The organism is Pseudomonas sp. S06B 330 (assembly GCF_002845275.2).
Lineage (GTDB): Bacteria > Pseudomonadota > Gammaproteobacteria > Pseudomonadales > Pseudomonadaceae > Aquipseudomonas.
The window spans coordinates 4,667,253-4,692,425 of the sequence record NZ_CP088149.1 but is presented as its reverse complement, the minus strand read 5'-3'; the positions used below and the strand labels follow the sequence as shown (position 1 = coordinate 4,692,425).

Annotated in this window: 19 protein-coding genes and 1 pseudogene; 11 read left to right on the top strand and 9 right to left on the bottom strand. The window is 59.9% G+C overall.

The features are described from left to right. The first annotated feature begins 1 nt into the window (after position 1). The 3 genes and pseudogenes from CX511_RS21010 to CX511_RS21000 all read left to right on the top strand — a co-directional run bounded on the left by CX511_RS21010 (position 2) and on the right by CX511_RS21000 (position 3,495). On the top strand, positions 2-1,159 hold the full coding sequence (locus tag CX511_RS21010) for an ABC transporter ATP-binding protein (RefSeq protein WP_045190207.1): 1,158 nt from the start codon (positions 2-4) through the stop codon (positions 1,157-1,159). 126 nt (positions 1,160-1,285) lie between these two features. Further along, positions 1,286-2,560 (top strand): annotated as a pseudogene (locus CX511_RS21005) (carbohydrate porin); the annotation flags it as partial. Positions 2,561-2,640: 80 nt separating this feature from the next. Then, entirely contained in the window at positions 2,641-3,495 is an 855-nt protein-coding gene (locus tag CX511_RS21000; RefSeq protein WP_045190211.1) for a D-hexose-6-phosphate mutarotase, read from the top strand. On the opposite strand, the gene hexR is transcribed toward CX511_RS21000, so the two are convergent. Further along, positions 3,488-4,348, bottom strand: a complete 861-nt coding sequence (gene hexR, locus CX511_RS20995) for a DNA-binding transcriptional regulator HexR (RefSeq protein ID WP_174242320.1) — start codon at positions 4,346-4,348, stop codon at positions 3,488-3,490. The two genes, CX511_RS21000 and hexR, sit on opposite strands and share 8 nt — an antisense overlap. A 214-nt stretch (positions 4,349-4,562) precedes the next feature. Here hexR and zwf point away from each other — a divergent pair, with 214 nt between their 5' ends. From zwf to CX511_RS20980, 3 genes are read left to right on the top strand one after another with little or no spacing between them, the layout of a single operon-like run. Next, positions 4,563-6,032 (top strand): glucose-6-phosphate dehydrogenase, encoded by a 1,470-nt coding sequence (gene zwf / locus CX511_RS20990; protein WP_101292150.1) that lies wholly within the window; start codon positions 4,563-4,565, stop codon positions 6,030-6,032. After that, positions 6,019-6,732, top strand: coding sequence for a 6-phosphogluconolactonase (pgl, locus tag CX511_RS20985; RefSeq protein ID WP_101292151.1), 714 nt, complete (start codon positions 6,019-6,021; stop codon positions 6,730-6,732). Before zwf ends, pgl begins: the two co-directional genes overlap by 14 nt. Positions 6,733-6,749: 17 nt before the next feature. After that, positions 6,750-7,424, top strand: a complete 675-nt coding sequence (locus tag CX511_RS20980) for a bifunctional 4-hydroxy-2-oxoglutarate aldolase/2-dehydro-3-deoxy-phosphogluconate aldolase (RefSeq protein WP_045190217.1) — start codon at positions 6,750-6,752, stop codon at positions 7,422-7,424. A gap of 71 nt (positions 7,425-7,495) precedes the next feature. On the opposite strand, the gene CX511_RS20975 is transcribed toward CX511_RS20980, so the two are convergent. The 4 genes from CX511_RS20975 to leuA all read right to left on the bottom strand — a co-directional run bounded on the left by CX511_RS20975 (position 7,496) and on the right by leuA (position 13,324). Next, a complete protein-coding gene (locus CX511_RS20975) occupies positions 7,496-8,839 on the bottom strand; it encodes a coiled-coil domain-containing protein (protein ID WP_101292152.1) in 1,344 nt (447 codons plus the stop codon). Between the two features lie 4 nt (positions 8,840-8,843). Continuing rightward, positions 8,844-10,283 (bottom strand): DUF6384 family protein, encoded by a 1,440-nt coding sequence (locus CX511_RS20970; RefSeq protein WP_177327836.1) that lies wholly within the window; start codon positions 10,281-10,283, stop codon positions 8,844-8,846. Next, entirely contained in the window at positions 10,283-11,422 is a 1,140-nt protein-coding gene (locus CX511_RS20965) for a hypothetical protein (protein WP_045190220.1), read from the bottom strand. Before CX511_RS20965 ends, CX511_RS20970 begins: the two co-directional genes overlap by 1 nt. Before the next feature lie 228 nt (positions 11,423-11,650). Next, positions 11,651-13,324 carry a 2-isopropylmalate synthase gene (gene leuA / locus CX511_RS20960; RefSeq protein ID WP_101292153.1) on the bottom strand — a complete coding sequence of 558 codons (1,674 nt, stop codon included), beginning with the start codon at positions 13,322-13,324 and terminating at the stop codon, positions 11,651-11,653. Positions 13,325-13,872: 548 nt separating this feature from the next. Here leuA and CX511_RS20955 point away from each other — a divergent pair. Continuing rightward, positions 13,873-14,208, top strand: a complete 336-nt coding sequence (locus tag CX511_RS20955) for a toxin VasX (RefSeq protein WP_220639159.1) — start codon at positions 13,873-13,875, stop codon at positions 14,206-14,208. A 144-nt stretch (positions 14,209-14,352) separates the two neighbouring features. On the opposite strand, the gene CX511_RS20950 is transcribed toward CX511_RS20955, so the two are convergent. The 3 genes from CX511_RS20950 to CX511_RS20940 form a co-directional block, all read right to left on the bottom strand. Then, a complete protein-coding gene (locus CX511_RS20950) occupies positions 14,353-15,177 on the bottom strand; it encodes a M23 family metallopeptidase (protein WP_045189472.1) in 825 nt (274 codons plus the stop codon). Between the two features lie 3 nt (positions 15,178-15,180). Then, the gene (gene xseA, locus CX511_RS20945; RefSeq protein ID WP_101292082.1) at positions 15,181-16,560 is read right to left on the bottom strand and encodes an exodeoxyribonuclease VII large subunit; all 1,380 of its coding nucleotides are present in this window, start codon (positions 16,558-16,560) and stop codon (positions 15,181-15,183) included. A 66-nt stretch (positions 16,561-16,626) separates the two neighbouring features. Further along, positions 16,627-17,547 carry a LysR substrate-binding domain-containing protein gene (locus tag CX511_RS20940; protein ID WP_045189473.1) on the bottom strand — a complete coding sequence of 307 codons (921 nt, stop codon included), beginning with the start codon at positions 17,545-17,547 and terminating at the stop codon, positions 16,627-16,629. 108 nt (positions 17,548-17,655) lie between these two features. On the opposite strand from CX511_RS20940, the gene CX511_RS20935 reads away from it, so the two are divergent. From CX511_RS20935 to guaA, 4 genes are all read left to right on the top strand, one after another. Next, complete coding sequence (locus tag CX511_RS20935) at positions 17,656-18,438, top strand: sulfite exporter TauE/SafE family protein (protein WP_045189474.1); 783 nt, start codon at positions 17,656-17,658, stop codon at positions 18,436-18,438. A gap of 18 nt (positions 18,439-18,456) precedes the next feature. Further along, entirely contained in the window at positions 18,457-19,014 is a 558-nt protein-coding gene (locus CX511_RS20930) for a hypothetical protein (protein WP_045189475.1), read from the top strand. Between the two features lie 85 nt (positions 19,015-19,099). Next, positions 19,100-20,569, top strand: a complete 1,470-nt coding sequence (gene guaB, locus CX511_RS20925; protein WP_045189476.1) for an IMP dehydrogenase — start codon at positions 19,100-19,102, stop codon at positions 20,567-20,569. Between the two features lie 79 nt (positions 20,570-20,648). Further along, positions 20,649-22,226: a glutamine-hydrolyzing GMP synthase gene (gene guaA, locus CX511_RS20920; protein ID WP_045189477.1), complete on the top strand. Its 1,578-nt coding sequence runs from the start codon at positions 20,649-20,651 to the stop codon at positions 22,224-22,226. Positions 22,227-22,290: 64 nt separating this feature from the next. Here the strand turns inward: guaA and CX511_RS20915 are convergent, their stop codons facing one another. Continuing rightward, positions 22,291-24,984 (bottom strand): dermonecrotic toxin domain-containing protein, encoded by a 2,694-nt coding sequence (locus CX511_RS20915; RefSeq protein WP_331275182.1) that lies wholly within the window; start codon positions 24,982-24,984, stop codon positions 22,291-22,293. Positions 24,985-25,173 lie beyond the last annotated feature (189 nt).

Genomic DNA, 25,173 nt, shown 5'->3' with positions numbered 1-25,173 from the left:
CATGGCAACGCTTGAATTGCGCAACGTCAACAAGACCTACGGCAGCGGTTTGCCAGATACCTTGAAGCACATTGATCTGTCGATCGATTCGGGGGAGTTCCTGATTCTGGTGGGGCCTTCCGGCTGCGGTAAATCGACCTTGATGAACTGCATCGCCGGCCTCGAACAGATCAGCGGCGGGGCGATTCTGGTGGACGATGCCGACATCAGTGGCATGAGTCCCAAGGATCGCGACATCGCCATGGTCTTTCAGTCCTACGCGCTGTACCCGACCATGAACGTGCGCGACAACATCGCCTTCGGCCTGAAGATGCGCAAGATGCCGGCGGCGGCGATTGACGAAGAAGTGGCCCGGGTCGCCAAGCTACTGCAGATCGAACACCTGCTGACGCGCAAGCCGGGCCAGTTGTCCGGTGGCCAGCAGCAGCGTGTGGCCATGGGCCGGGCGCTGGCGCGGCGACCGAAGATCTACCTGTTCGATGAGCCGCTGTCCAACCTCGATGCCAAGCTGCGGGTGGAGATGCGCACTGAGATCAAGCTGATGCACCAGCGCCTTAAGACCACCACCGTGTACGTCACCCATGACCAGATCGAGGCCATGACCTTGGGCGATAAGGTGGCGGTGATGAAGGACGGCCTGATCCAGCAGTTCGGTACGCCGCAGCAGATCTACAACGACCCGGCCAACCTGTTTGTTGCCAGCTTCATTGGCTCGCCACCGATGAACTTCATTCCGCTGCGCCTGCAGCGCAAGGATGGGCGCCTGCAGGCGCTGCTCGACAGTGGTCAGGCTCGTTGCGAACTACCCTTGGGCATGAGTGATGCCGGGCTGGAGGAGCGTGAAGTGATCCTTGGCATTCGCCCAGAACAGATTGCCCTGGCCCCGGCGCAGGCCAACGGCCTGCCGAGCATTCGCGCCGAGGTGCAGATCATCGAGCCCACCGGTCCTGACCTGCTGGTGTTCGTCACGCTCAACCAGACCAAGGTCTGCTGCCGCTTGGCACCGGATGTGTCGACCCGGGTCGGTGACACCCTGACCTTGCAGTTCGATCCGGCTCGGGTGCTGCTGTTCGATGCTGCCAGCGGCGAGCGCCTGGGGGTGAATGCCACGCCGCAGCAGGCCGGCAAGGACAATGTCGCGCAATTCAAGGGTCGCTGAATTCGTTGTAAGTCGTACACGCCCATCAAGAACAATAAAACGAGGACACAAGGGATGGATCACTTAAAACGCATCAAGCCACTGCTTCCGCTGGGTCTGCTGGCGGCCCTCGGGGTCAACTGCGGGGCGCAGGCTGCCGATGCCTTTGCCCCGGAGTCGCAATGGATGACCGGCGACTGGGGCGGTACCCGTACCGAACTGCTGGAGAAGGGCGTCGACATCAAAATCGACTACGTTGGTGAAGTTGGCGCAAACCTCGATGGCGGCTTCAACGATGACAAGACTGCACGCTACAGCGACCAGTTCGGCCTGGGGGCCGCGCTGGATCTGCAAAAGCTGCTGGGCTGGGCCAACACCCAGGCCAAGATTCAGCTGACCAACCGTAACGGCGAGAACATTTCCAACGACCGCATTGGCGACCCGCGTGCCGGCACCCTGAGCTCATCGCAGGAAGTCTACGGCCGGGGGCATATGGTGCGTCTGACCCAGCTGTGGATTCAGCATCAGTTCTTCGACAACAAACTCGACATCAAGGCCGGTTACTTCGGCGAAGGCGAAGACTTCAACACCTTCCCGTGCGATTTCCAGAACCTGGCGTTCTGTGGCTCCCAGGTGGGTAACTGGGCCACTAACATCTGGTACAACTGGCCGGTCAGCCAGGCAGCGATCCGCTTCAAGTACAACATCAACGATGAGCTCTTTGCGCAAGTCGGGGCGTACAACCAGAACCCCTCTCAGCTGGAGCACGGCAACGGCTTCAAGCTCAGCGGCAGTGGTACCGCCGGTACGGTTTTGCCGGTCGAGCTGGTCTGGTCACCGAAAATCAACAGCCTGCCGGGCGAATACCGTGTGGGTTACTACAAGAGTACGGCCAACGCCGATGATGTGCGTGAGGATGACAACGGTCAGGATGCGGCGACCACGGGTAACAGTTATCGCGTGCATGACAGCAAGCATGGCTACTGGTTTGTCGCGCAACAGCAACTCACCCGCCATAACGGCGATGCCAGCCGCGGCCTGAACATCGCGGCGAACGCCACCTTCCATGACAAGGACACCAACTTCATCGACAACTACCAGTCGTTGATGTTTGTCTACAAAGGCCCGTTCGATGCGCGTCCGAAGGATGACATCGGCATTGGTTTTGCCCGTATCCATGTCAACGACGACGTGAAGAAAAACGCCGAGTTGCTCAATGCCGCCAACGCTGTGGGCAATTACGAAGATCCGTTGTTCTCGCCGCTGCGCACCACCGAATACAACTACGAACTCAACTACGGTTTCCACGTGACCAACTGGCTGACTGTTCGTCCTAACCTGCAGTACATCACCCACCCGGGTGGGGTGGACGAAGTGGACAACGCGCTGGTCGCTGGCTTGAAGATTCAGTCGTCGTTCTGAGGCAATATGTTGTAAATTTACGAGCTTGTCGCGGGCTTGGCCCGCGATGAGACCCTAACTAACAACAAGAGTCCCAGGTTATGCCCGAGCACCCGCTACAGCGCTTCTTCACCTCGCAGAGGCCGAGACCGACCTTTGAGTGGGAGCGTTATCAGCAGCGCGATGTGCTGATCATTGATCACCCCCAGTGCCAGGCTGCATTCAGCCGCCAGGGGGCTCAACTGTTGCACTTCCAGCCCAAGGGCGAACGCCCATGGTTGTGGTGCGCTGCGCAATGGCCACAGGTCGGCGCCATTCGTGGGGGTGTGCCCGTGTGTTGGCCCTGGTACGGTCGTCATCCCAGTGAAGATATGTGGCCAGCCCACGGTTGGGCGCGCTTGCTCGACTGGAAGCTGATCGACAGCAGCGAAGATGAGCAGGGCGTGACACTCAAATGGCGTTTGCAGCTGTGCGACTGGCAGGTTGATTTGCAGGCGCGACTGGGCGAGCGCATGGAATTGCAGCTCAGTACCGAACATCAGGACAGCCAACCTTGTCAGCTGAGTCATGCTCTGCTGGCTTACTGGCGTATTAGTGACGTTTCTGAGATAGCGCTGTCTGGGCTAGAAAACATTGAGGGCTACGACCGTTTGAACCGTCAGGCCTGTCGCCAGAAGGGCGCCTTGAAGGTCCATGGCGGCTGTCAGCGGGTGTTCCCCAACGCCGCCAATGTGCAGTTGCACGATCCGGCTTGGCAGCGACAACTGAGCATCGATACCGGTGACAGTGAGGACACCATCGTCTGGCACCCGGGCAGTCGGCCGTTGATGGGCGTCAGCAGCAGTGAAACCCTGGGGTTCGTCTGTGTCGAGGCGGCCAGTGGCAGCAGTGACAGCCTGAGTCTGGCGCCGGGTGAACAGGCTCACCTGCGTTTGCAGGCACAGTTGTTCAGTTGAGTTCGTCGTCGATCGGGTAGCGGCTGGCGTTGAGGCTTTCCTTGATCTTGCGCAGGTGCGGCTGGAAGTCCACGCCACGGCGTAGCGTCATCCCAGTGGCCAGCACGTCGAGTACGGTCAGCTGGATAATCCGTGAAGTCATCGGCATATAGATGTCGGTGTCTTCGGGCAAGGGAATGTTCAGGCTCAGGCTACTGGCCTTGGCCAGGGGCGAATCGGCGGCAGTCAGGCCGAGTACCGAGGCACCATTCTCCCGGGCCAGACGTGCAACTTCGACCAGCTCGCGGGTGCGCCCGGTGTAGGAGATGATCACGAACAGTTCGCCGGTATGGGCCACCGAAGCCAGCATGCGTTGCATCAGTACATCGGCGTGGGCGGATACGGCGAGGTTGAAGCGGAAGAACTTGTGTTGGGCGTCCAGCGCCACCGGTGCCGAAGCACCGAGGCCGAAGAAGTGGATTTGTCGGGCCTGGATCAGCATGTCGACAGCGCGGCTGATCAACTGCGGATCGAGTTGCTGGCAAGCACTGTCCAACGAGGCGATGGCACTGCCGAAGATCTTCTGGGTGTAGGACGCCGGATCATCATCGGCTTCCACCGCCCGGCTGACGTAGGCGGCGCCGCTGGCCAGGCTCTGCGCCAGTTGCAGCTTGAGCTCGGGGTAACCACTGACGCCGAACGAGCGGCAGAAGCGGTTCACCGTTGGCTCGCTGACCTTGGCGGCCTGGGCCAGGGCGGCAATGCTGAAACGGGTGGCTTGCTGAGGGTTGAGCAGGATGACTTCGGCGACTTTGCGCTCTGCCTTGTTCAGCTCTTCGAGGCGGCCCTGGATCTGTTCCAGGAGGTTTCGCACGCGGTCCATGGGTATATGTCCTTGGGTCGTTGAGGCAGCCCGTTGCCGATAGCAATGGGCTTTTGACACGGTGGCCTATCGTACTGATGGCATGGATGGCACACCACTTGAATCTGTCCACTGAGTAGAATGTTGTGGTTTTTACTACATTATTCCTTGAAAACTGCGATTGAAACCGGTATTTCTACGTCAACTTGATAAAAGAACCAACATCATGGCATCGATCAGCGTTGAACCTTGCAACTTTGCCCTGTTTGGCGCCCTCGGCGACCTGGCCTTGCGCAAGCTGTTCCCGGCGCTTTACCAGCTCGACCGCGCCGACTTGCTGCACGCCGAGACGCGGGTGCTGGCGCTGGCGCGTGAGCCTGGCAGTGCGGATGACCACCTGGCATCAATCGAGGCGCACCTGCAGGAATTTGTCCCAGCCGGGCAGATTGAACCGTTGGTGTTGCAGCGCTTTCTGGCGCGCCTGAGCTATATCCATGTCGACTTCCTCAAGGTAGAGGACTACCAAGCCCTGGCCCAGCAGGTTGGCGACGACAGTCAGCTGATCGCGTACTTCGCAACCCCAGCGGCGGTCTATGGCGGTATTTGCGAAAACCTCGACAAAGTCGGGCTCAGCGCGCGTACCCGCGTAGTCCTGGAAAAGCCCATCGGCCATGACCTGGACTCTTCGCGTCGGGTCAACGATGCCGTAGCGCAGTACTTTCCGGAAAACCGTGTCTATCGCATCGACCATTACTTGGGCAAGGAAACCGTACAGAACCTGATTGCCCTGCGCTTTGCCAACAGCCTGTTCGAAACCCAGTGGAACCAGAACTCCATTTCCCACGTGGAAATCACCGTGGCCGAGAAGGTCGGCATCGAAGGCCGGTGGGGTTATTTCGACAAGGCCGGGCAGTTGCGCGACATGATCCAGAACCACCTGTTGCAGTTGCTCTGTCTGATCGCCATGGACCCGCCCAGTGACCTCTCCGCCGATAGCATCCGCGACGAAAAGGTCAAGGTGCTCAAGGCCCTGGCACCGATCACCGGCGAAGGCCTGAGCACCTGCGTGGTGCGTGGCCAGTACATCGCCGGGTATAGCGAAGGCAAGCCGGTGCCGGGTTACTTGGAAGAAGACAACGCCAACGCGCAGAGCGACACCGAAACCTTTGTCGCTCTGCGTGCCGATATCCGCAACTGGCGCTGGGCAGGTGTGCCGTTCTACCTGCGTACCGGCAAGCGCATGCCGCAGAAGCTGTCGCAGATCGTCATCCACTTCAAGGAAACCCCGCACTACATCTTCGCCCCGGAACAGCGTTTGCAGATCGGCAACAAACTGATCATCCGCTTGCAACCGGACGAAGGTATCTCCTTGCGGGTGATGACCAAAGAGCAGGGCCTGGACAAGGGCATGCAGCTGCGCAGCGGGCCGTTGCAACTGAATTTCTCCGACACCTGGCGCAGCGCGCGAATTCCCGATGCCTATGAGCGCTTGCTGCTGGAAGTGATGCGCGGCAATCAGAACCTGTTTGTGCGTAAAGACGAAATCGAATATGCATGGAAGTGGTGCGATCAACTGATCGCCGGCTGGAAGAACAGCGGTGATGCGCCCAAACCCTATGCCGCGGGGTCGTGGGGCCCGATGAGCTCGATTGCATTGATTACCCGTGATGGGAGGTCTTGGTATGGCGATATCTGAATTGCAACTGCCGGCTAACGTGACGGCACACGACTTCAACACTGCCCAAACGCTCGCCGAAGGCTTGGCCAACGATGTAGCGGGGCGTTTGAATGCAGCCATAGCGCAGAAAGGCCAGGCCGTCTTGGTGGTCTCTGGCGGGCGCAGCCCGGTGGCGTTTTTTCAGGCGCTGATCCAGCAGCCGCTGGACTGGTCGAGAGTACTGGTGACCTTGGCCGACGAGCGCTGGGTGCCGGTCGAGCATGCTGACAGTAATGCCGGTTTGCTCAAGCGTCATCTGTTGACCGGCAATGCCGCCAAGGCGAGGTTCCTTGGCCTGTACCGCGCTGCCGCCAGCCTTGAAGCCGCTGCACTTGAAGCCGATCAAGCCCTGGCCGAGCTGCCGGGCATCGATGTACTGGTCTTGGGCATGGGCGATGACGGGCACACGGCCTCGCTGTTCCCCAATAGCCCGAACCTCAGCGAAGGCCTTGATCCACAGAGCCCGCGCCGCTGCTTGCCGATGCTGGCGCCAGCGGTGCCTCATCAGCGCCTGAGCATGACCCGTGCCTTGCTTACCCGCGCCGCGTTCACCGCCTTGTCTGTGCAAGGCCCGGGCAAACTCGCTACCCTGCGCGCCGCGCTGGCGGGTGCCGATCTGGCCCAAATGCCGATTCGTGCCTTTTTACAAGACCCCCTGGATATTTACTGGTGCCCATGAGCCAAGGATCCGCCGCTATGACCACGCATGAACTGAAACAGCCGGGAGTTTCCATGGCCGACAAAGTTGCCCGGATCGATCAGATCTGCACCCAGGCGCGTATTCTGCCGGTGATCACCATCGCCCGCGAAGAAGACATCCTGCCCCTGGCCGACGCCTTGGCTGCCGGTGGTATCAAAACCCTGGAAGTGACCCTGCGCTCACAGCATGGCTTGAAGGCCATCCAGGTGCTACGTGAGCAGCGGCCCGAGCTGTGCGTCGGTGCTGGCACCGTACTGGATCGCAAGATGTTCGCCGCCGTGGAAGCAGCCGGTGCACAGTTTGTGGTGACTCCAGGCATCACCCCGGACATTCTTGAGGCGGGCGTGCAAAGCGAGTTGCCGTTGCTGCCGGGAATCAGCACACCCTCGGAACTGATGATGGGCTACGCCCTTGGCTACCGTCGCTTCAAGCTGTTCCCCGCGGAAATCAGTGGCGGTGTGGCAGCCATCAAGGCCTTCGGCGGGCCATTTGGCGATGTGCGTTTCTGCCCAACAGGTGGAGTCAACCCGAGCAACGTGCGTAGCTACATGGCACTGCCTAATGTCATGTGCGTAGGCGGCACCTGGATGCTCGACAGTGGCTGGATCAAGCATCGCGAGTGGTCGCGGATCAGTGATTGCAGCGCTGAGGCATTGGCACTGCTGGACTGAATTTAACTGAATCGTTGTGTGCTACACGGCTTTACGGTGCGCTTGGTCGGCGCACCGTTTTTTTTCGCCACTCAGAAACTGTCGCTGGTGCTGAAGCTACCACCGCCGCTGCTGCCGGAAGTAGAGAAGCCGGTGCTGGAGCTTGAGCTGCTGGAACCGGAACTCGACCAACTGCTCGACGATGAGTCGCTGGAGGACGAACTGCGTGGCACTAGACGTCGGCCACTTTGTAGCAGGGTTTCCAGTGAGTGCAGGCTGAGGTCACGGGCCATATAGTCGGCCAGCAGACGCTCGAAACTCAGTTGGGTGTGGTAGCTGTAATCGCTGTCGCGGTAGTAGTCGGTGCGCAGCGCCCGTTCCAGTTCCTTGGCCCGTTCGTAGTCACCCAAGGCGTGTTCATGTTGGTCGCGCAGGCCTGGTAGTTGGGCCTGCACGTCATGCAGGCGTGGGTGCAAGTTCTTGAGCTGGGCGGCGATCCGGTCGTCGTTGCTGTCTGGGGTCTTCTGCACCTCGAGCATCAACTGTTCAAGGGTCTGCGCCTGCAGGCGTTCGGTGATGTTCTGGCGGATGCGCAGGTAGTACGGATCCTGTTTGCTGGCAAAATCGGCCAGTTGCTGGTGCTGCTCGTTGGCCCGAACTTTGGCGGCGACGATGTGATCGTTCAGCGCTGCGTCTTCGCTTGTCAGAGGGTCCATGCCTGCAGCCGTTCGGGCCTGGGCCAGGCGTTGGTCGCTATCGGCCTGTAATGCGGCAATTAGGGCCAGGCGTTCGCCTTGCAGCTCTTCATTGCGGGCCTGCATGGTTCGCAGCATCTGTTCGGTGCTGCGATTGCCCTGAAAGTTCACGCGCTTGGCTAGCGTGTTGTCCAGCCAGCGGTGCAAGCGGTTGTAGCGATACTGGGCGGTGCCGTAGTCGCGCTTGAGCAAGTAGTCGTAGATCGGGTTGGCACGGTATGTCGGCAGCTTGTCTAAACACTCCTGGCGGATCTCGTTGTAGCCGGTGATCTCTTCGCCATTGGCCTGTTGTGCGGCCAGCAATTGCTCGCCCAGTTCGCACCAGGCGGGTTGGCGTGCAAGTTGATCGTTGACCTGGCGGTCGACGCTTGCGATACGCGTGCGCAACGATTGCTGGTTGGCCAGCGAGCTGGCGATGTCCGTTTCGATCCGGGCCAGTTCCGCGCGCAGTTGGGCTTCAGCATCCCGGCGTGCCTGTAGTTGCAGCAGGGTATCCTGGTCGAGGGCCGGTCGATGCTCGAGCTTGAGAGTGGCAATGTTGCTCAGGCGCGTGAGGATATCCTGTTCCAGGCGCGCCTCCTGATCGCTCAGGGCAGTCAGCCGTTGCTCGGCGCTACGTAGCAATGCCTCGCTGTTACGGGCATTCTGCGCCACGGTACTGGTGAGGGTAGTGGGGGTCATGTGTTCACCAGTCCATGATCATGTCGGGAGTACTCGCGGCTCGCTGGTTGAAACGCAGGCTCAGCGAATTGGCAGCCTTGCTGGCCATCATCCGTTCATCAACATGGCCGTCGTCGAGCTTGTCCTGCTTGACCTTGAGGTACTCGGCCTGGCTGACGCGCACAGCGAAAAGGCGGGTCCAGCGTTGCTCGCCGGTTTCGACGCTGGTGACCGGCACTTCTGCCCTGATGCCACCCGGATCGGTGGCCTCGACCACCAGGAACCAACTTTTGCCCTTGTCGCTGACTTCGCCGCGGTTACAGCCTGCTGCATCGTAGCAACGCTCGACACCGGACTTGATCCCACTGCGGTCTACGACCTGAAGGGTCAGCGCTACGGCGGCAAAGTCGAGTAACCGCTTCAGGTGCTGGAGTTGAGTGCGGGTCTGGCTGAGGTTCTGGGTGTCCAGGCTCTTATTGGCATGTGCTAGCAATGCTTGCAATTGCGCATGCTCGCCAGCGGCCAAGGGCATTGCGTTGAGGCGCTGCAACAACTGATCGCGCAAGGTCATCTGCTCAAGCCAGTAGGCGCTCTGCTGGATTTGATAATCCAGTTCGCTGACCTGGCGGCTGGCCGCTTTGAGTGTGTCCTTATCTTTGACGTGCAGCAGGTGCTGGTCGGCAGCGGTGGCCAATTCCTTGAGTTTGGCGAACGGCTTGATGCCGTCCTGATAGGTCGGCATGGCCAATAGCCGTGCGAGCTCGTCGCGCTGCTCGTAGATGCCCGCGACGGTTGCGAAGCCGTCAGTGTTTGAGCGCAGTGCAGCGCTGACCTGCTTGAGTTGTGCCTCGCGCTTTTCGATCAGGGCCTTGACGTTATCCCTGTTGGCTTTGTGAACGAACTGCGGCAGATCACTGGCAACGGTTTGATCCAGTGGCGGCAATGTCTGCTCGACTCGCTCGAGAATACGGCTGACGGCGACATCGGGTTGCGCCAGTAGTTGGTCCTGCCACTGCTTGAGCTTGTTGTGCTGGCGCTGGATTTCGCTACGCAGGCGATCGTCGTGGCGTCGCAGGTCATGGGCGCTATTCTCTATATCGACGGTGATGCTGCTGTCATGCACGATACGGGTGCACTGGGTGACCAGCGCCGCCGCGATGATCGCAAGGGTCAGTTTGTACAGCTGGCTGCGCGCCATTGACGTTTTGCTCAGCAGCCGTTGGCGCCAGTTCAGCACAGGCGCCTCGAAGACCAGGCGGCGGGCGAAGAACTCGCGCACGCCTTGCTCGATCAACGCCTCATCGAAAGCGATGTTGTGGCGCTGGTAATAGTCACGAATACGCGCCGCTACTTCCCCGCGGCGCTTTGGCAGGTTCAGGTGTTCCTGGACCTGCATTTGCTGGTGGCGCAGTTCATCGACGAGCGCCATCGCTCCGAGCTGTTCGGAGAGTGTAATAGCGCTCATCAAGCGGCTTTGCTAAGTAATGCAGCAAACGTGCGCTTGGCGTCCTCGACGGCCTCGGCGATGGCGCGGGAGGCATTGCTCGATTCTGTCCGGTACGTTTCGGTCAGGCTGTTCATGTCGGTCTGGAACGACAGTGTGGCCTCGGCCAGCGCGCGTACCGAATCAACGTTGATGGTCGAACCGTAGCTGGCTTTTACGGCCGCTTCGAGTTGCTGATTGCCGGTGCTTCCCAGCGCTTCCAGGCCCTTGCTGATGCCGTCGGTGGTTGCATTGAGGGTATGGGTGGCTTCGGCCAGGCCACTGTTGCTGGTGAAGGATACGGCAAGCCCGGTCAGCACCACTTCATTGGTGGAGAAGAACGACACCATGCGCTGGTATTGGCGCTCCTTGACCACGTGCACCTGATTGATCCGGGCGAAGACCATTTCGGCGGTGTTGTAGCCCACCTTCAAGTCATCGGCGATGTCCTTGACGATCTGGTAGCGCTTGTCTTCGTCCTGCAGGGCTCGCACGGCTTCGTCGCGGCGCAACTCAAGGGCAGCGCGCTGGACCGGTTCCGCCGACTCGGCAGCGGTGACTTGCTGGTTTGCTTTGCTCAGCTCTGCAGTGCGCTGTTCCAGGGCCTGGCCAGCAATGACCAGTACCTGCTGGGCCTCGATCTCGGCAGCTTTGATGGCCATGCGAAAGTCCATATAAGACTCCAAGATCACCGTCTCGCGGCTGATCTGGTCGTTGGCCGCCTTGCATACCTGCAGGTAGTTTTCGCGAATGTCGTTGAAGCGACTGGGGATCGATCCGCGGCGAACGTTCATCCAGGCCTGCTTGAGCTTTTCCATGCTATCCAGGCGCCCGTCGTCCATCCAGCCGGCCATGGCCGCAGCGTCTTCACGGATTGAGGTAAAGCGCAGGGTGATGTCCATAAAGCGGGTGGAGATGTCCATGCCTTCAATTTGCTCGCGAACCATGCTGTTGAAGGCAGTGGATTGCTGCAACACGGCGGCGATGGAGGTGACCTTGCCGCTGTCGTACTGCGCTACGCGATCCAGCAACACCAGGACCGGAGCGTCCTGGACGGGGCGAAGCAGGTTGATGCCGATGGTGCGCAGGCTGCTCAGTGCGCGTTCAAGGTAGTGGCTCATCGAGTGTCCATTCTAGGTGTATGACTTGAGTACAGTGTGTGCAGATCAGAAGCCAAGGGAGCGCAGCCACATCGGTCTTCTTCCATGGGACGATGCGAGTAACGGTGACGCATGGGGGCAGTATACCGGCCATGCCAAGCGAATTGATGGCAGTTTCTGCGGACAAACGAAAATGCCCGCCTCCGTTGGGAGGCGGGCATTTCAGTTACAGCGTGATCAACCTACGTTTCAGGCCGCTTTGGCTGCCTGCTGGCTCAAGGAGCGGTTCAGCGCACTGAACAGCGCCTTGAAGCTGGCGGTGGTGATGTTTTCATCGATACCCACACCATGCACCGGACGACCACCGGCAACACGCAGCTCGATGTAGGCCGCCGCTTTGGCGTTGGTGCCAGCGCCGATGGCGTGCTCGTTGTAGTCCATGATCTCCACGGCAACCGGCAGGCCGGCCACCAGGGCTTCGAGGGCGCCATTGCCCTTGCCCCGCCAGTGCAGGGTGGTCTCGCCTTCGCTGGAGACTTCCACTTCAACCTTGCTGTTGCCGTTCTCTTCCTGCAGGCGATGGCTGACCAGCGCGTACGGGGCGTTGGCCTGCAAGTACTCGCGGTGCAACAGGTTGTAGATCTGCTGGGCAGTCATCTCCAGGCCCAAACGGTCGGTTTCACCTTGTACCACCTGGCTGAACTCGATCTGCATGCGGCGCGGCAAGCTGATGCCGTATTCCTGTTCGAGCAGGTAGGTGATACCGCCTTTGCCCGACTGGCTGTTGACGCGGATCACCGCCTCGTAGCTGCGGCCAATGTCGGCCGGGTCGATCGGCAGGTATGGCACTTCCCACTTGGCATCTTCTTTCTGCTGGGTGAAGCCCTTGCGGATAGCGTCCTGGTGCGAGCCGGAGAAGGCAGTGTGAACCAGGTCGCCAACGTACGGGTGACGTGGGTGTACCGGAATCTGGTTGCACTCCTCAACTACCTTGCGCACGCCATCGATGTCGGAGAAGTCCAACTCAGGGTTAACGCCCTGGGTGTAGAGGTTCAGCGCCAGGGTGACCAAGTCGACGTTACCGGTACGCTCGCCGTTGCCGAACAGGCAGCCTTCGACGCGGTCGGCGCCGGCCATCAGGCCCAGCTCGGTGGCGGCCACGCCAGTGCCACGATCGTTGTGGGTGTGCAGGCTGATAATCACGCTGTCACGGCGCGAAATATTGCGCCCGAACCATTCAATCTGGTCGGCGTAGATGTTCGGCGTCGACACCTCGACGGTGGCCGGCAGGTTGAGGATGATTTTGTTGTCCGGGGTCGGGTTCCACACCTCGATCACCGCGTCACAGACTTCTTTGGCGAACTCCAGTTCAGTGGCGCTGAAGGTTTCAGGTGAGTACTGGAACGTCCACTGGGTTTCTGGCTGCTGAGCGGCGTATTTGACGAACAGCTTGGCGGCGTTCACCGCGATGTCTTTTACGCCTTGCTTGTCCTGGTTGAAGACAATGCGGCGAAACGACGGGCTGGTGGCGTTGTACAGGTGGACGATGGCCTTTTTCGCGCCGCGCAGGGACTCGAAAGTACGGGCGATCAAGTCTTCACGGGCCTGGGTCAGCACCTGGATGGTGGTGTCGTCAGGAATGTGGCCGTCTTCGATCAGGGTGCGGACGAAATCGAAATCGGTTTGCGAAGCCGAGGGGAAGGAGGCTTCGATTTCTTTCACACCAACGCTGACCAGGGTCTTCCAGAAACGCAGCTTTTTCCCTGCATCCATTGGCTCGATCAACGACTGGTTGCCATCACGCAGGTCAGAACTGCACCAGATTGGCGCCTGGGTGATGGTCTTCGATGGCCAGGTACGGTCAGGCAAGTTGACGGTAGCGAAGGCACTGTATTTTTTCGAAGGGTCTTTGAGCATGGTCATGAAAGCAATCCTTGAATGTGCGGCCTGGAAAGGTGGCCTGCCGAACGAAAACGAGATGAAAAGGCGAGGCGTCGCGATTCAGCTTGGTAGTCGTGCACTGACCAGGCAGAGGCTGCGATGTTGACGAAGCAGGATGAGGGTCTGAAAGGTTTTCATGGCTTCAACTTAACCAGTGGGGTTAAAGATGGCAAGCCTTGCGGAAAAATTGATAGAAATGCTTAAAAATAGGAATTGTTCGAAATTTTATAGCGCTAATTTGCCGGTGGTCCCGATATATTTGCGTAATGCACGTCGCTTGGGAAATTCGGTGCATTTGCAACACCAGCTTCGTGGTGGGAGCGGGCGCGCCTTACGAACTTTTTGTGACTCATCAACCAACAGTCTGCAAATACGGATGTATTTTCGGAAGCGTCTGACATCAATTATTTGTCGCGCTTGGTAGCGTTTCCGGGTGTTGTCCTTGGCTCAAGCACGCTTTGGGCACCAGCGCTGCGTATCCAGCACATGGACAACGCTTGCCTGCACCTCGACGTGAACAAGGACGTGTGATGAACAAGCCCGCGACAGAAGCCGAACTGAACCAGGCCCGGCTCTACCAGGAATTCACCAACGCCCCGATGGGCAGGGGCCAATGCGCCTTCAGACAGGCCGAGGTGGCGATTTTCCCGGTGCGTTATGCGCTGGACGAATCACCGCTAAGCAAAGGCAGTAGCCAAGGACCGAATCCGCTTCCCGCCGGCTGGTCGAGCAAACAGCCCCCGCTGCAGACCCGCAGCTACACCCTGCGTCAGCTGCGTGATGGCTGGCTGTATGTGTGGAACAGCGTCGACCAGACCTTCCACGAGTACCAGGTAAACGCTGAGTACTTCACCCGACAGCGATAAGGTAGGGATCATCAGGTTGGCAATGTTTGCAGGCCATGGGGCGGGGCAGAAAACTGCCGAATGAGCCTGAACCCGTGGGCCGCAACTGCCACTGCGGCCAGTAAGTCTCAGGTATTGACTCCGGCAGTTGCCCTCTGAGGTCTTTTAGGGCTGGAAAGCACCGATGAAAATCGCCGGATCGACCCGCGCATCGTTAAGGCTGACGTTCCAGTGCATGTGCGGCCCGGTTGCGCGGCCGGTGGCACCGACCCGGCCAACCACAGCGCCACGGCTGAGTTGCTGGCCTGGTTTGACGTCGATTTTCGACATGTGGCAGAACATGCTGATAAAGCCCTGGCCATGGTCGACGAACACGGTGTTGCCATTGAAGAAGTAGTTGCCCACCAGAATCACTTTGCCATTGGCCGGCGTCTTGATCGGGGTGCCGGCAGGTACGGCGAAATCCAGGCCAGCATGGGGGTTGCGCTCTTCGCCATTGAAGAAGCGGCGCACGCCGAACTTGCTCGACAGCGGGCCGCTGACCGGTTTGTCGAGGATCAGGTTGCTCGGCAGGTTGGGGCTGAAGCTGCGGTAAGCGCTAATCTGCTCGGCAAGCTCGGCATCGATACGCTTGAGATCCGCCGGGTTGGGGTTGACCTGGCGCTTGTTCTTCAAGGTGATGCGCTGCTCTGGGTATTTCTTGCTGCCGACGTTGAAGGTCAACGTGCGCGTGCCTTGAGTGAGTTGCGCCTGGCCAGGCTTCTGCGTCAACGGCAGGCCAACGATGGCCAACCAGTTGTCCTGTTCCTTGACCACCAGCACCGGCTTGCCGTCAAAGCGCGCGCTCGGTGCCTGGGCAGCGGGGCCGAGATCGATGACGGCGACACCGCCAGGGACTGGCTTGTTCAGTTGGCGGGTGATGTAGCTGGCCTGGGCGCTGCTGGCAAACATCAGGCACAGCAGCAACAACGGGGCAAACAGACGGGGCATGGTTCAGTCCAGTAATGAAAGCGTGACCGGAGTCAGGTGGTTGTCTTCGACGCGTACTTGCAGCTCGCCTTCGCCCAGGCGGGCGGTCAGGCGCTGGCCGTTCTGCGTCTGGGCGGCACTGCGGATAGCGTGGCCGCGCTCGTCGAGGAGGATGCTGTAGCCGCGTCCCAAGGTCGCTAGCGGGCTGACTACGTGCAGGGTCTGCACTTGCGCCAGCAGGCGTTGGCGACGGTCTTTGAGGGTTTCGCGCATGGCCCGTGGCAAACGTTCGGCCAGGCTGTCCAGGCGCTGCTTGAGCAGAGTCAGGGTACGTCCCGGATGTTGCGCGGCCAGGCGCGTGTCGAGACGGGCGAGGCGCTCACGGCGCTGATTCAGGCGTTGTTCGAACGCCCGGCGCAGGCGCATGTCGAGGTCGTCGAGGCGCTGGGCCTGTTGGCGCAGACGTTCGCCAGGGTGACGCAGACGTCGGGTCAGGCTGTCCAGGCGCAGGCGGTCATGGCTCAGGCGGCTCTGGATGCGCAGCAGCAGGCGGCGCTTGAGACTGTCAATGCGTCGCTGCAAGTCGCTGCTGTCCGGGGCCAGCAGTTCGGCAGCGGCAGACGGCGTTGGCGCGCGCACGTCAGCGACAAAGTCACTGATCGAAACGTCGGTTTCATGGCCGACGGCGCTGACGATCGGGGTGACGCACGCGGCGATGGCGCGGGCTACGGCTTCTTCGTTAAAGCACCAGAGGTCTTCCAGTGAGCCACCGCCACGGGCCAGGATCAGTGCGTCAAATCCGCGGCTGTCGGCCAGTTGCAGGGCGCGGACGATCTGATTGATCGCTTCGCGACCCTGAACGGCAGTAGGGATCAGCGTCAGTTCGACCTGCGGCGCGCGGCGGCGGAACACACTGATGATGTCGCGGATCACCGCACCAGTGGGCGAGCTGATAATACCGATGCGTTGCGGGTGGGCGGGTAGGGCGATCTTGCCTTCGGCGCTGAACAGGCCTTCGGCGCCGAGCTTTTCCTTGAGCGCTTCGAACGCCAGGCGCAGGGCACCGTCGCCAGCCGGTTCGACGGTGTCGAGGATCAGTTGATAATCGCCGCGACCTTCGAACAGCGAGACCTTGCCACGCACTTTGACTGCCAGGCCATCACGCAGGGCCTGACGCACGCGTACGGCGTTCTGGCGAAACAGCGCACAACGCACTTGGGCGCCGCTGTCCTTGAGGGTGAAATAGACATGGCCGGAGGCTGGGCGGGCGAGGTTGGAGATCTCGCCTTCGACCCAGACATTGCGGAACACGTCTTCGAGCAGCACCCGGGCGCGGCCGTTGAGCTGGCTGACGGTGAGGACTTCGCGGTCCAGACCGAGTCTTTCGAAGGGGTCTTTGATCATGGGCTGCATCATAAAGGATTGTGGTGCCGGGGTGGCAAGGCTCACCACAAGCATGCGGCACATGCATTACCGGTGGGAGCCGGCCAGGCCGGCGATGAGCTGCGCAGCAGCCCTCATGTCAGTGATGAACGTCTCCACCAAAGGCCCGGCATCCCGGCGATAGGCCAAAGCGACGGTACTGCTACAGCCCTCATCAGCCAAAGCGATGAACTTAAGCGACGCGGGGGCAATGTCCTGCATGCACTGCGGCAACAATGCGACCCCAAAGCCAGCCTGAATCAGCTGCAACTGCGTGGTTTTGCGTGACATCACCCGCGCCGCCTTGGGAAAGAACCCAGCCCTCATGCACAGCTCGGCGGACAGGTAACTCAAACCGCCACGCTGGCGATGGGGAATGGAAATAAAAGGTTCGTCACGCAACTGGGCCAAACAAACGCTGGATTCTCTGGCCAATGGATGATCTTCGGCGACCGCCAGCAACAAGGGCTCTTCGAACAGCGGCAGAACACAAAGCCCCTCATGTTGACGCAGCACCGGCAAGCGCAACAGGCCGACTTCCAGGCGCCCGTGTGCCAGTGCTTCAAGCTGCGCCTCGGACGACTGCTGAGCGATCTCCATGGAAACGCCCGGATGCTCGTGCAGGTATCCACTGAGTCGCATCAGCAGTTGGCCGGTCAATGGCACGGTGCTGGAATGATTGAGGCGCAGATTGCCGCGTACCCCCTGGCCGACTTCCCGGGCCAGGGATTCGGCTTTTTCCAGGTCGACCAGCAAGGTTCGCGCCCGTGGCAGAAAGGCCTGGCCCGCAGCGCTCAGGCGCGGCTGGCGAGCAGTCCGTTCGAACAACAGGGTATCGAGGTGCTGTTCCAGCTCCTTGATCTGTCGACTCAAGGCGGACTGAGCGATATGTAACTGTTCGGCGGCAGCGCTGAAGCTGCCGCTTTCGGCGATTTCCACGAAGTAGCGCAACTGTCGGATAGAGGTCATCGGTGCTATGCCGTTTTGAGATGACTGTTAGCGAAATTGCATATTAGTCGGCATGGCTGGTGACTGGTTAAAGTTTCTACATCCTCCCGCTGACGGTCTTCATTCGCCATGCTCTCGACCTTGTTTGCCGAATTGCCCTTTTCCGCCCTCGACTGGTTGCCGATTCTGCTTGGGGTTGGTGTGGCTTATATCGTCTTCGGCATCGCGGGCTTCGGCACCGCGTTGGTGGCCGGGCCGGTGCTGATCAACTTCATGCCCCTGTCTCGGATCATCCCCTTGCTGGTGTTGCTGGATTTTGTCGCTGCCTTCGGCAACTGGCTGCCAGCACGCAAGGCCGTGGCGCGCGCAGAACTGCTGCGGCTGTTACCGTGCATGGCGCTGGGATGCACCCTGGGCGTGGTGTTCCTGCTCAACCTCAAGTCTGATCTGCTCCTGCTGTTGATGGGCCTTTTTATTAGTGCCTATGCCCTGTACAGCTTGGTGGTGAAGGACAAACCCGCCCGCTTGGGCGCTGGCTGGTCGGTACCGATGGGCACGGTGGGCGGGCTGTTTGGCGCGTTGTTCGGCAGTGGTGGCTTTCTTTATGCGATTTACCTCAGCGCCCGCCTGCCCTCCAAGGAGCAGGCACGGGCCACCCAGAGTGCATTGATCAGTTGCAGTACCGTCGTACGCCTGAGCTTGTTCCTGCTGGCCGGTGTCTATGCCGACTTACCGTTGTTGTTACTGGCGCTGTGTCTGTTGCCAATGATGGTAGTGGGCTTGTACCTGGGGCGGCGCCTGACCCTGAACATGTCCAGAGAGGCGTTTGTACGTCTGGTTACCTGGCTGGTCCTGGCCAGTGGCATTGCCCTGATCGGCCGCTACCTGAGTGAGGTAAACTGGCAGTTTTGAGCATGTTTGGCTGCCGTCATGATTACCCAGAGCATCATTGTCCCGAAGATCTCCACCGTTCCTGTGCATGAGCCGCGCGCGCGGGCGATCCTGCGCTGGCTGGTGCGCGAGAAAGTCATCGAGGAACAATTGAGCACCTGCGGCAGCACCGGCAACCGCATGGCCTATGCCATAGGCGAAGGTGCGCGCAAGGTTGTGGAACGACCTGAGTTGTTGCCGTACGGTCAGTCGGTCAACGGCCTGGAAGTGATTACCAAGCGTTGCATCTATACCCCGCTCGAGGATTTTCTTGAAGAAGCGGGCTGCGCCGAATGCCGTCGTGAAGTGGGTGTGGCACTGTTTGAAAGCTTGGAGGAGTGGATGCCCGGGCAGACTGACAACTTTATATGCCCGTTGTGCGGTCATGAAGACGACATCAATGGCTTTCTGTTCTTGCAACCGTGCGCGTTTTCCAACCTGGGTTTCATCTTCAACAACTGGGGTGCTGCGGGTTTCAAGCAGCGTTTTCTCGACGACTTCGCCGACTGGCTGGATCAGCCGGTGGCTGTGGTGCAGGTTACCCGCGCCGGTAACTGACCGAAGGCCCATCTTTGCATTGAGTGAAGGGCTCTGGATGAGTATAATGGCGCGCTTCCATTTTTCCCGCCCGGGAGCCCCCGCGATGCTGCGTATCAGCCAAGAAGCCCTGACCTTCGACGACATTCTCCTAGTACCTGGTTATTCAGAGGTGCTACCCAATGAAGTCAGTCTCAAGACCCGTTTGACCCGTGGCATCGAGCTGAATATTCCGTTGGTTTCCGCTGCCATGGATACCGTGACCGAAGCCCGCCTGGCCATTGCCATGGCTCAGGAAGGCGGCATCGGCATCATCCACAAGAACATGACCATCGAGCAGCAAGCTGCCGAAGTGCGCAAGGTCAAGAAATTCGAGGCCGGCGTGGTCAAGGATCCGATCACCATCGAGGCTGACGCCACGGTCCGTGATCTGCTCGAGCTGACCCAGCAAAACAACATCTCCGGTGTTCCGGTGCTGCACAATGGCGACCTGGTCGGCATCGTCACTTCCCGTGACATCCGCTTCGAAAGCCGTCTGGATGCCTCTGTCCGTGAAGTGATGACGCCTAAAGAGCGTCTGGTCACGGTCATGGAAGGCGCCGACAAGAACGAAGCGCGCGAACTGCTGCACAAACACCGCATCGAGCGCGTGCTGATCGTCGACGACAAATTTGCCCTCAAAGGCATGATGACCGTCAACGACATCGAGAAGGCCAAAGCCTACCCGTTGGCCAGCAAGGACGACCAGGGTCGTCTGCGCGTTGGCGCCGCAGTCGGTACCGGCAAAGACACCGCTGATCGCGTTTCCGCACTGGTTGCTGCTGGCGTTGACGTGGTGGTGGTCGACACCGCCCACGGTCACTCCAAAGGCGTGATTGATCGCGTTCGCTGGGTCAAAGAGAACTTCCCGCAGGTTCAGGTCATCGGTGGCAACATCGCCACCGGCGCTGCTGCCAAGGCCCTGGCCGAAGCAGGCGCTGATGCCGTCAAGGTCGGTATCGGCCCTGGCTCGATCTGCACCACCCGTATCGTCGCCGGTGTCGGCGTGCCACAGATCAGCGCCATCGCCAATGTTGCCGCTGCCCTCGAAGGCACTGGTATTCCGTTGATCGCCGACGGTGGCATCCGCTTCTCCGGTGACCTGTCCAAAGCTATCGTTGCCGGTGCCTCGGCAGTGATGATGGGTTCGATGTTTGCCGGTACTGAAGAAGCACCGGGCGAGATCGAACTGTTCCAGGGGCGTTCCTACAAGGCTTACCGTGGCATGGGCTCGCTGGGCGCCATGTCCCAGGCCCAGGGCTCCTCGGACCGCTACTTCCAGGACTCCTCGGCCGGTGCCGAGAAGCTGGTACCGGAAGGCATCGAAGGTCGTGTGCCGTACAAGGGCACCCTGACCGCGATCATCCACCAGCTGATGGGTGGCCTGCGTTCCTCGATGGGTTACACCGGCAGCGCCAACATCGAAGAGATGCGCACCAAGCCTGAGTTCGTGCGTATCACCGGTGCCGGCATGGCCGAGTCCCACGTGCATGACGTACAGATCACCAAAGAAGCGCCAAACTACCGCGTAGGTTGATGCTTCTGGCAACACTTGCTAGCGGGGCTGTTATCGACAGCCCCGCGTCGTTTCCGATTTCCACTGACGAGATTGAGTCATGGCCCTCGACATTCACGCTCACCGAATCCTGATCCTCGACTTCGGTTCCCAGTACACCCAGCTGATCGCCCGCCGCGTACGCGAAATCGGCGTGTACTGCGAACTGCACCCGTTCGACATGGACGACGAAGCGATTCGCGAATTCGCGCCGCGCGGCATCATCCTGGCCGGCGGCCCTGAGTCCGTTCACGAAGCCGATAGCCCGCGTGCACCACAGGCCGTCTGGGACCTGGGCGTACCGGTATTCGGTATCTGCTACGGCATGCAGACCATGGCCGAGCAACTGGGCGGCAAGGTTGAAGGCTCCGAGCTGCGCGAGTTCGGTTACGCCCGCGTTGACGTAGTCGGCAAGAGCCGTCTGCTCGATGGCATCGAAGACCACGTCGATGCTGACGGCGTACTGGGTCTGGATGTGTGGATGAGCCACGGTGACAAGGTCACCCGCATTCCACAAGACTTCCATATCCTGGCCAGTACCCCGAGCTGCCCGATCGCCGGCATGGCCGACGACACCCGTGGCTACTACGGCGTGCAGTTCCACCCGGAAGTGACCCACACCAAGCAGGGCGGTCGCATCCTCTCGCGCTTCATCCTCGACATCTGCGGCTGCGAAGCGCTGTGGACCCCGTCGCACATCGCTGAAGACGCCATCGCCCAGATCCGCGCCCAGGTCGGTAGCGATAACGTCCTGCTCGGCCTGTCCGGCGGTGTTGACTCCTCGGTGGTTGCAGCCCTGCTGCACAAGGCCATCGGCGACCAACTGACCTGCGTCTTCGTCGACAACGGCCTGCTGCGCCTGCACGAAGGCGAGCAAGTGATGGCCATGTTCGCCGAGAACATGGGCGTCAAAGTGATCCGCGCCAACGCCGAAGAGCAGTTCCTGAACAACCTGGCGGGTGAGTCGGATCCTGAGAAGAAGCGCAAGATCATCGGTCGTACTTTCATCGACGTGTTCGATGCCGAGTCGAACAAGCTGCACAACATCAAGTACCTGGCTCAGGGCACCATCTACCCTGACGTGATCGAGTCGGCTGGCGCCAAGAGCGGCAAAGCTCACGTGATCAAGTCGCACCATAACGTCGGTGGCCTGCCGGAAGAGATGAATCTCAAGCTGGTCGAACCGCTGCGCGAGCTGTTCAAGGACGAAGTTCGTCGCCTCGGTCTGGAACTGGGCCTGCCGTACGACATGGTCTACCGTCACCCGTTCCCGGGCCCGGGCCTGGGTGTGCGCATCCTGGGTGAAGTGAAGAAAGAGTACGCCGACCTGCTGCGTCGCGCTGACCACATCTTCATCGAAGAGCTGCGCAAGGCCGACTGGTACCACAAGGTCAGCCAGGCGTTCGTAGTATTCCAGCCAGTGAAATCGGTCGGTGTGGTCGGTGACGGCCGTCGTTACGCTTGGGTCGTGGCCCTGCGTGCGGTAGAAACCATCGACTTCATGACTGCACGTTGGGCACACCTGCCTTACGAGCTGCTGGAGACGGTCAGCGGCCGTATCATCAATGAGATCGAGGGCATCTCTCGCGTCACCTACGACGTGTCGAGCAAGCCGCCTGCCACTATCGAGTGGGAGTGAGTTGAACAACCAGGGCGCCTACGGGCGCCCTGGTTGTATCTGCGTTGTGCTCAGGGGCACCTCTCTACATCCAAGGGCGGGAGATCGCCACTTGCAGGAGCAGGTCGTTCCTGACGAAGAAGTGCTCACCGTCCACTTCGTCCCAGAAGCCGGAGTCGGCGCCAATGCTGCCAGCTTGGCCAATTTCGATATCTTCAATCCGCAGGCCGATGGCGCCTTGCAACTCACTCAAACCTGGTACGCGGTTAAAGGTATTGACGTGAGAGTTGCCGACCAACGCAACCCATCGCCCTGCGCCGCGTCGCACTTTATCGGCCTCAATAATCCGCTGAGCAAAGAAGTTCATCATTTCCTGGCGGATGGTGGGTGAGGGCTTTTCGTACCAGGCCTGGCGGTATGAGGCCAGGCAATCGATAGCTTGTATGCGTACGTTTTGCTTGTATGCCTCATGCAGCACTTTCTTCATGGTGTAGGGTGTCTGTTCGCCAAGCGTGGCGATGTAATCATAATTTTCGACATAGGCTTTGAGCCCATCGGGTAGGGTCCCGGTTCGATTGAACAGATCCAGATCGGCTTGATGGAAGTCCGTCATGAAATGTTCCATGTAGAGCACATCAACGCCCTGTTTTTTGAGCTGGCGCATCGTGCTTATCAAGAACTGCTTGGCGCTTTTTTGGGTGTGTGATTCGCCGATCACCAGGCCTGCGCTTTGTTCATAGAGGCTGCGCAGAATTTCTTTGGGGCTGGCGGTGCTGGAAATTTCCGGGATCACTGGGCGAGCAGGTGGCACGACAGCAGCGTAAAACTGCTGTGCGTCAGTGGCCAGTTGGTCGCGTAACTGCCGATACAGTGAGTAGGGGGAACCGTTATAGGGGTCGCTCAGTGCCCTGTCTTCTTTGCCGTCCGCTGCGCTCTGCAAGGGCTCGCGCTCGGCTTGCGGGACTTCATAGGGGCTAGGCTCTAATGCGGGTATGGCTGGCCTTGGGGCCAGCCTGCCCCAGGCCTTGAGCAGAAATCGGGGGGTCCCGCCCCTGAGCCCCAGACGTTCGGTGAACTGCCAGTTACCGTCGCCGTCCGCAACGATGGGAACATTGCGGGCAAACGAGTAGGGGTTATCCGGGTCAATAATGACCCATGTCTTTAACTCCCTCACGTAGCGCACCTGATAGGTGTCCTCGCCGACCATTGCGTATTGCTTCCCGTCTTGAAAAAGAATGCCGGTGAAGCGACCGCTGTCAGGAACGTTCCTGAGAATATCGTTGCTTTCCAATGACTCTAGCAACGGCGCCAGCTCGCTTGGCTGGAACGGTTTTGGGACCCAGGCCTCTATTTCGACCGAGGTGGCCGGTTCTAGCTCCTCGCCTGTCGGTTGGCTTTCTTCGCTTGGTTCGAACGGGTTCTCGCCACCGGTAGTGGCTTCACCGATTTCAGTGGCCTCAGCGATTTCTCCGGCGGCATTCACGCCACTCGCGTACAACAGGGCCACGTTGAACAGGGTGTTGACCCCGGCCAGTATGGCCCCCGTGACACCTGCCTGGCGCTCGGCGGTAGTATGACCATTGATGGCCTGGTCGATGTTCAGGCCGGTCTCGGCCAGGCCCGCTCCCACCACCGCCAAGGCCACTGGCCAATCGACAGCGGCCATGGGGCCAAACACTTTGGCGAAGGCTGCGAGGTAGCCGATCCACAGCTGTTTGCGCAGGTCTGCATTGGAGCGCAGGGCAAAGTGGGCGTCGTCGAGCATGCGCTGGCGTGTTGCATCGCGAAGGTAGCTGAAGGCGTCTACCTGCAGGGTTCTGTCCAGTGTATTGAGGCCTACAGGGTGCGCGCAGTCCCATTGCGTCTTCAGGACGTCGAGTAGGTGGCCGAGCCCCACGCTGGTGTCATTCTCTGCTTGGCTGTTGAGCGCGAAGTGACTCATGAATCGTGCCCGATCTTCTGCTGTGCCGGTTTGTGCCAATACCCACGTATTCAGCGCTCTAGCATCGCTGAACAGTTGCAGCGCATCCACTTCGCCAGGAAGGTAGAGCAACTGGTAGCCATCCTCCATCACCACTCTGAAGATCGAGCTGGCGATGTGGCCACCTACGTCGAAGGTGCACAGGCGAAACCCTTGTGCTGGGCTGATCTCTTGCTGTAGCTGTTGTAGGGTCGGCGGCCAGGTCCGTTCACCGGTTAAGGCCTCAGCCACCTGGCGGGCGCGTTTGGCCAGGGCGCTGCTGCCTTTCTGTGCGCTGACCTCCAGGACTTTGCTGAGGAATGTGGACTTGGCCAAGGTGCGATAGGCGTCTGAGTCTTCTGACCAGAATTGCTCAAGGTGCTGATGGAAGTCCGCGCTGAAATCGACTTCCCAGAAAAATTCAAGCGCCTCTTTAGGCGCAAGAGGGATCTCATTGCTCTCGTCGTAGCCATCCTTACCCGGCCCAGCACTATAGAAACCAGTGTAGTTGGCAAGCTCGTCGCTGTAGTTCTGGTCGTCGACAGAGAAGCGGTGCATGACCAGCTGCGGCAAGGTCAATGATTGGTAAGGCGGGCTGTAATGCTGCCAGCCGCTGAAGGTGCGCGGGCTGCTTGAGGCTGAGTGGAAGCGGTGAAAGTAGACCTGGTCAGGGTCATGGCTAGACAGGTTGTGCCGGGCGAGCAGTTGTTTGGCGATACTGCGGGCCATCTGCCGGATGTCCGGGCAATGTGTGCTCACCTGAGTGGCTAACTGTCTCAAGCTTTGAAGGTCGCTGCTTTGCTGGGCGTTAAGGGGCATGAGGTGTCTCGCAATGATGGGCGAGCGGGCAGGATGAGGCAGGCGGTTGGCGTAAAGGTGGTAACTAATACTGCGCTCGTTCGCTATCTGCGCTGGCAGGTGCGACATCATGCGCAGGAGCTAAAACAAGACTTCACTTAATCTTTCGCAAATGCAGGTGTATCGTATTCGCCCTTCATCGCCGCGGCT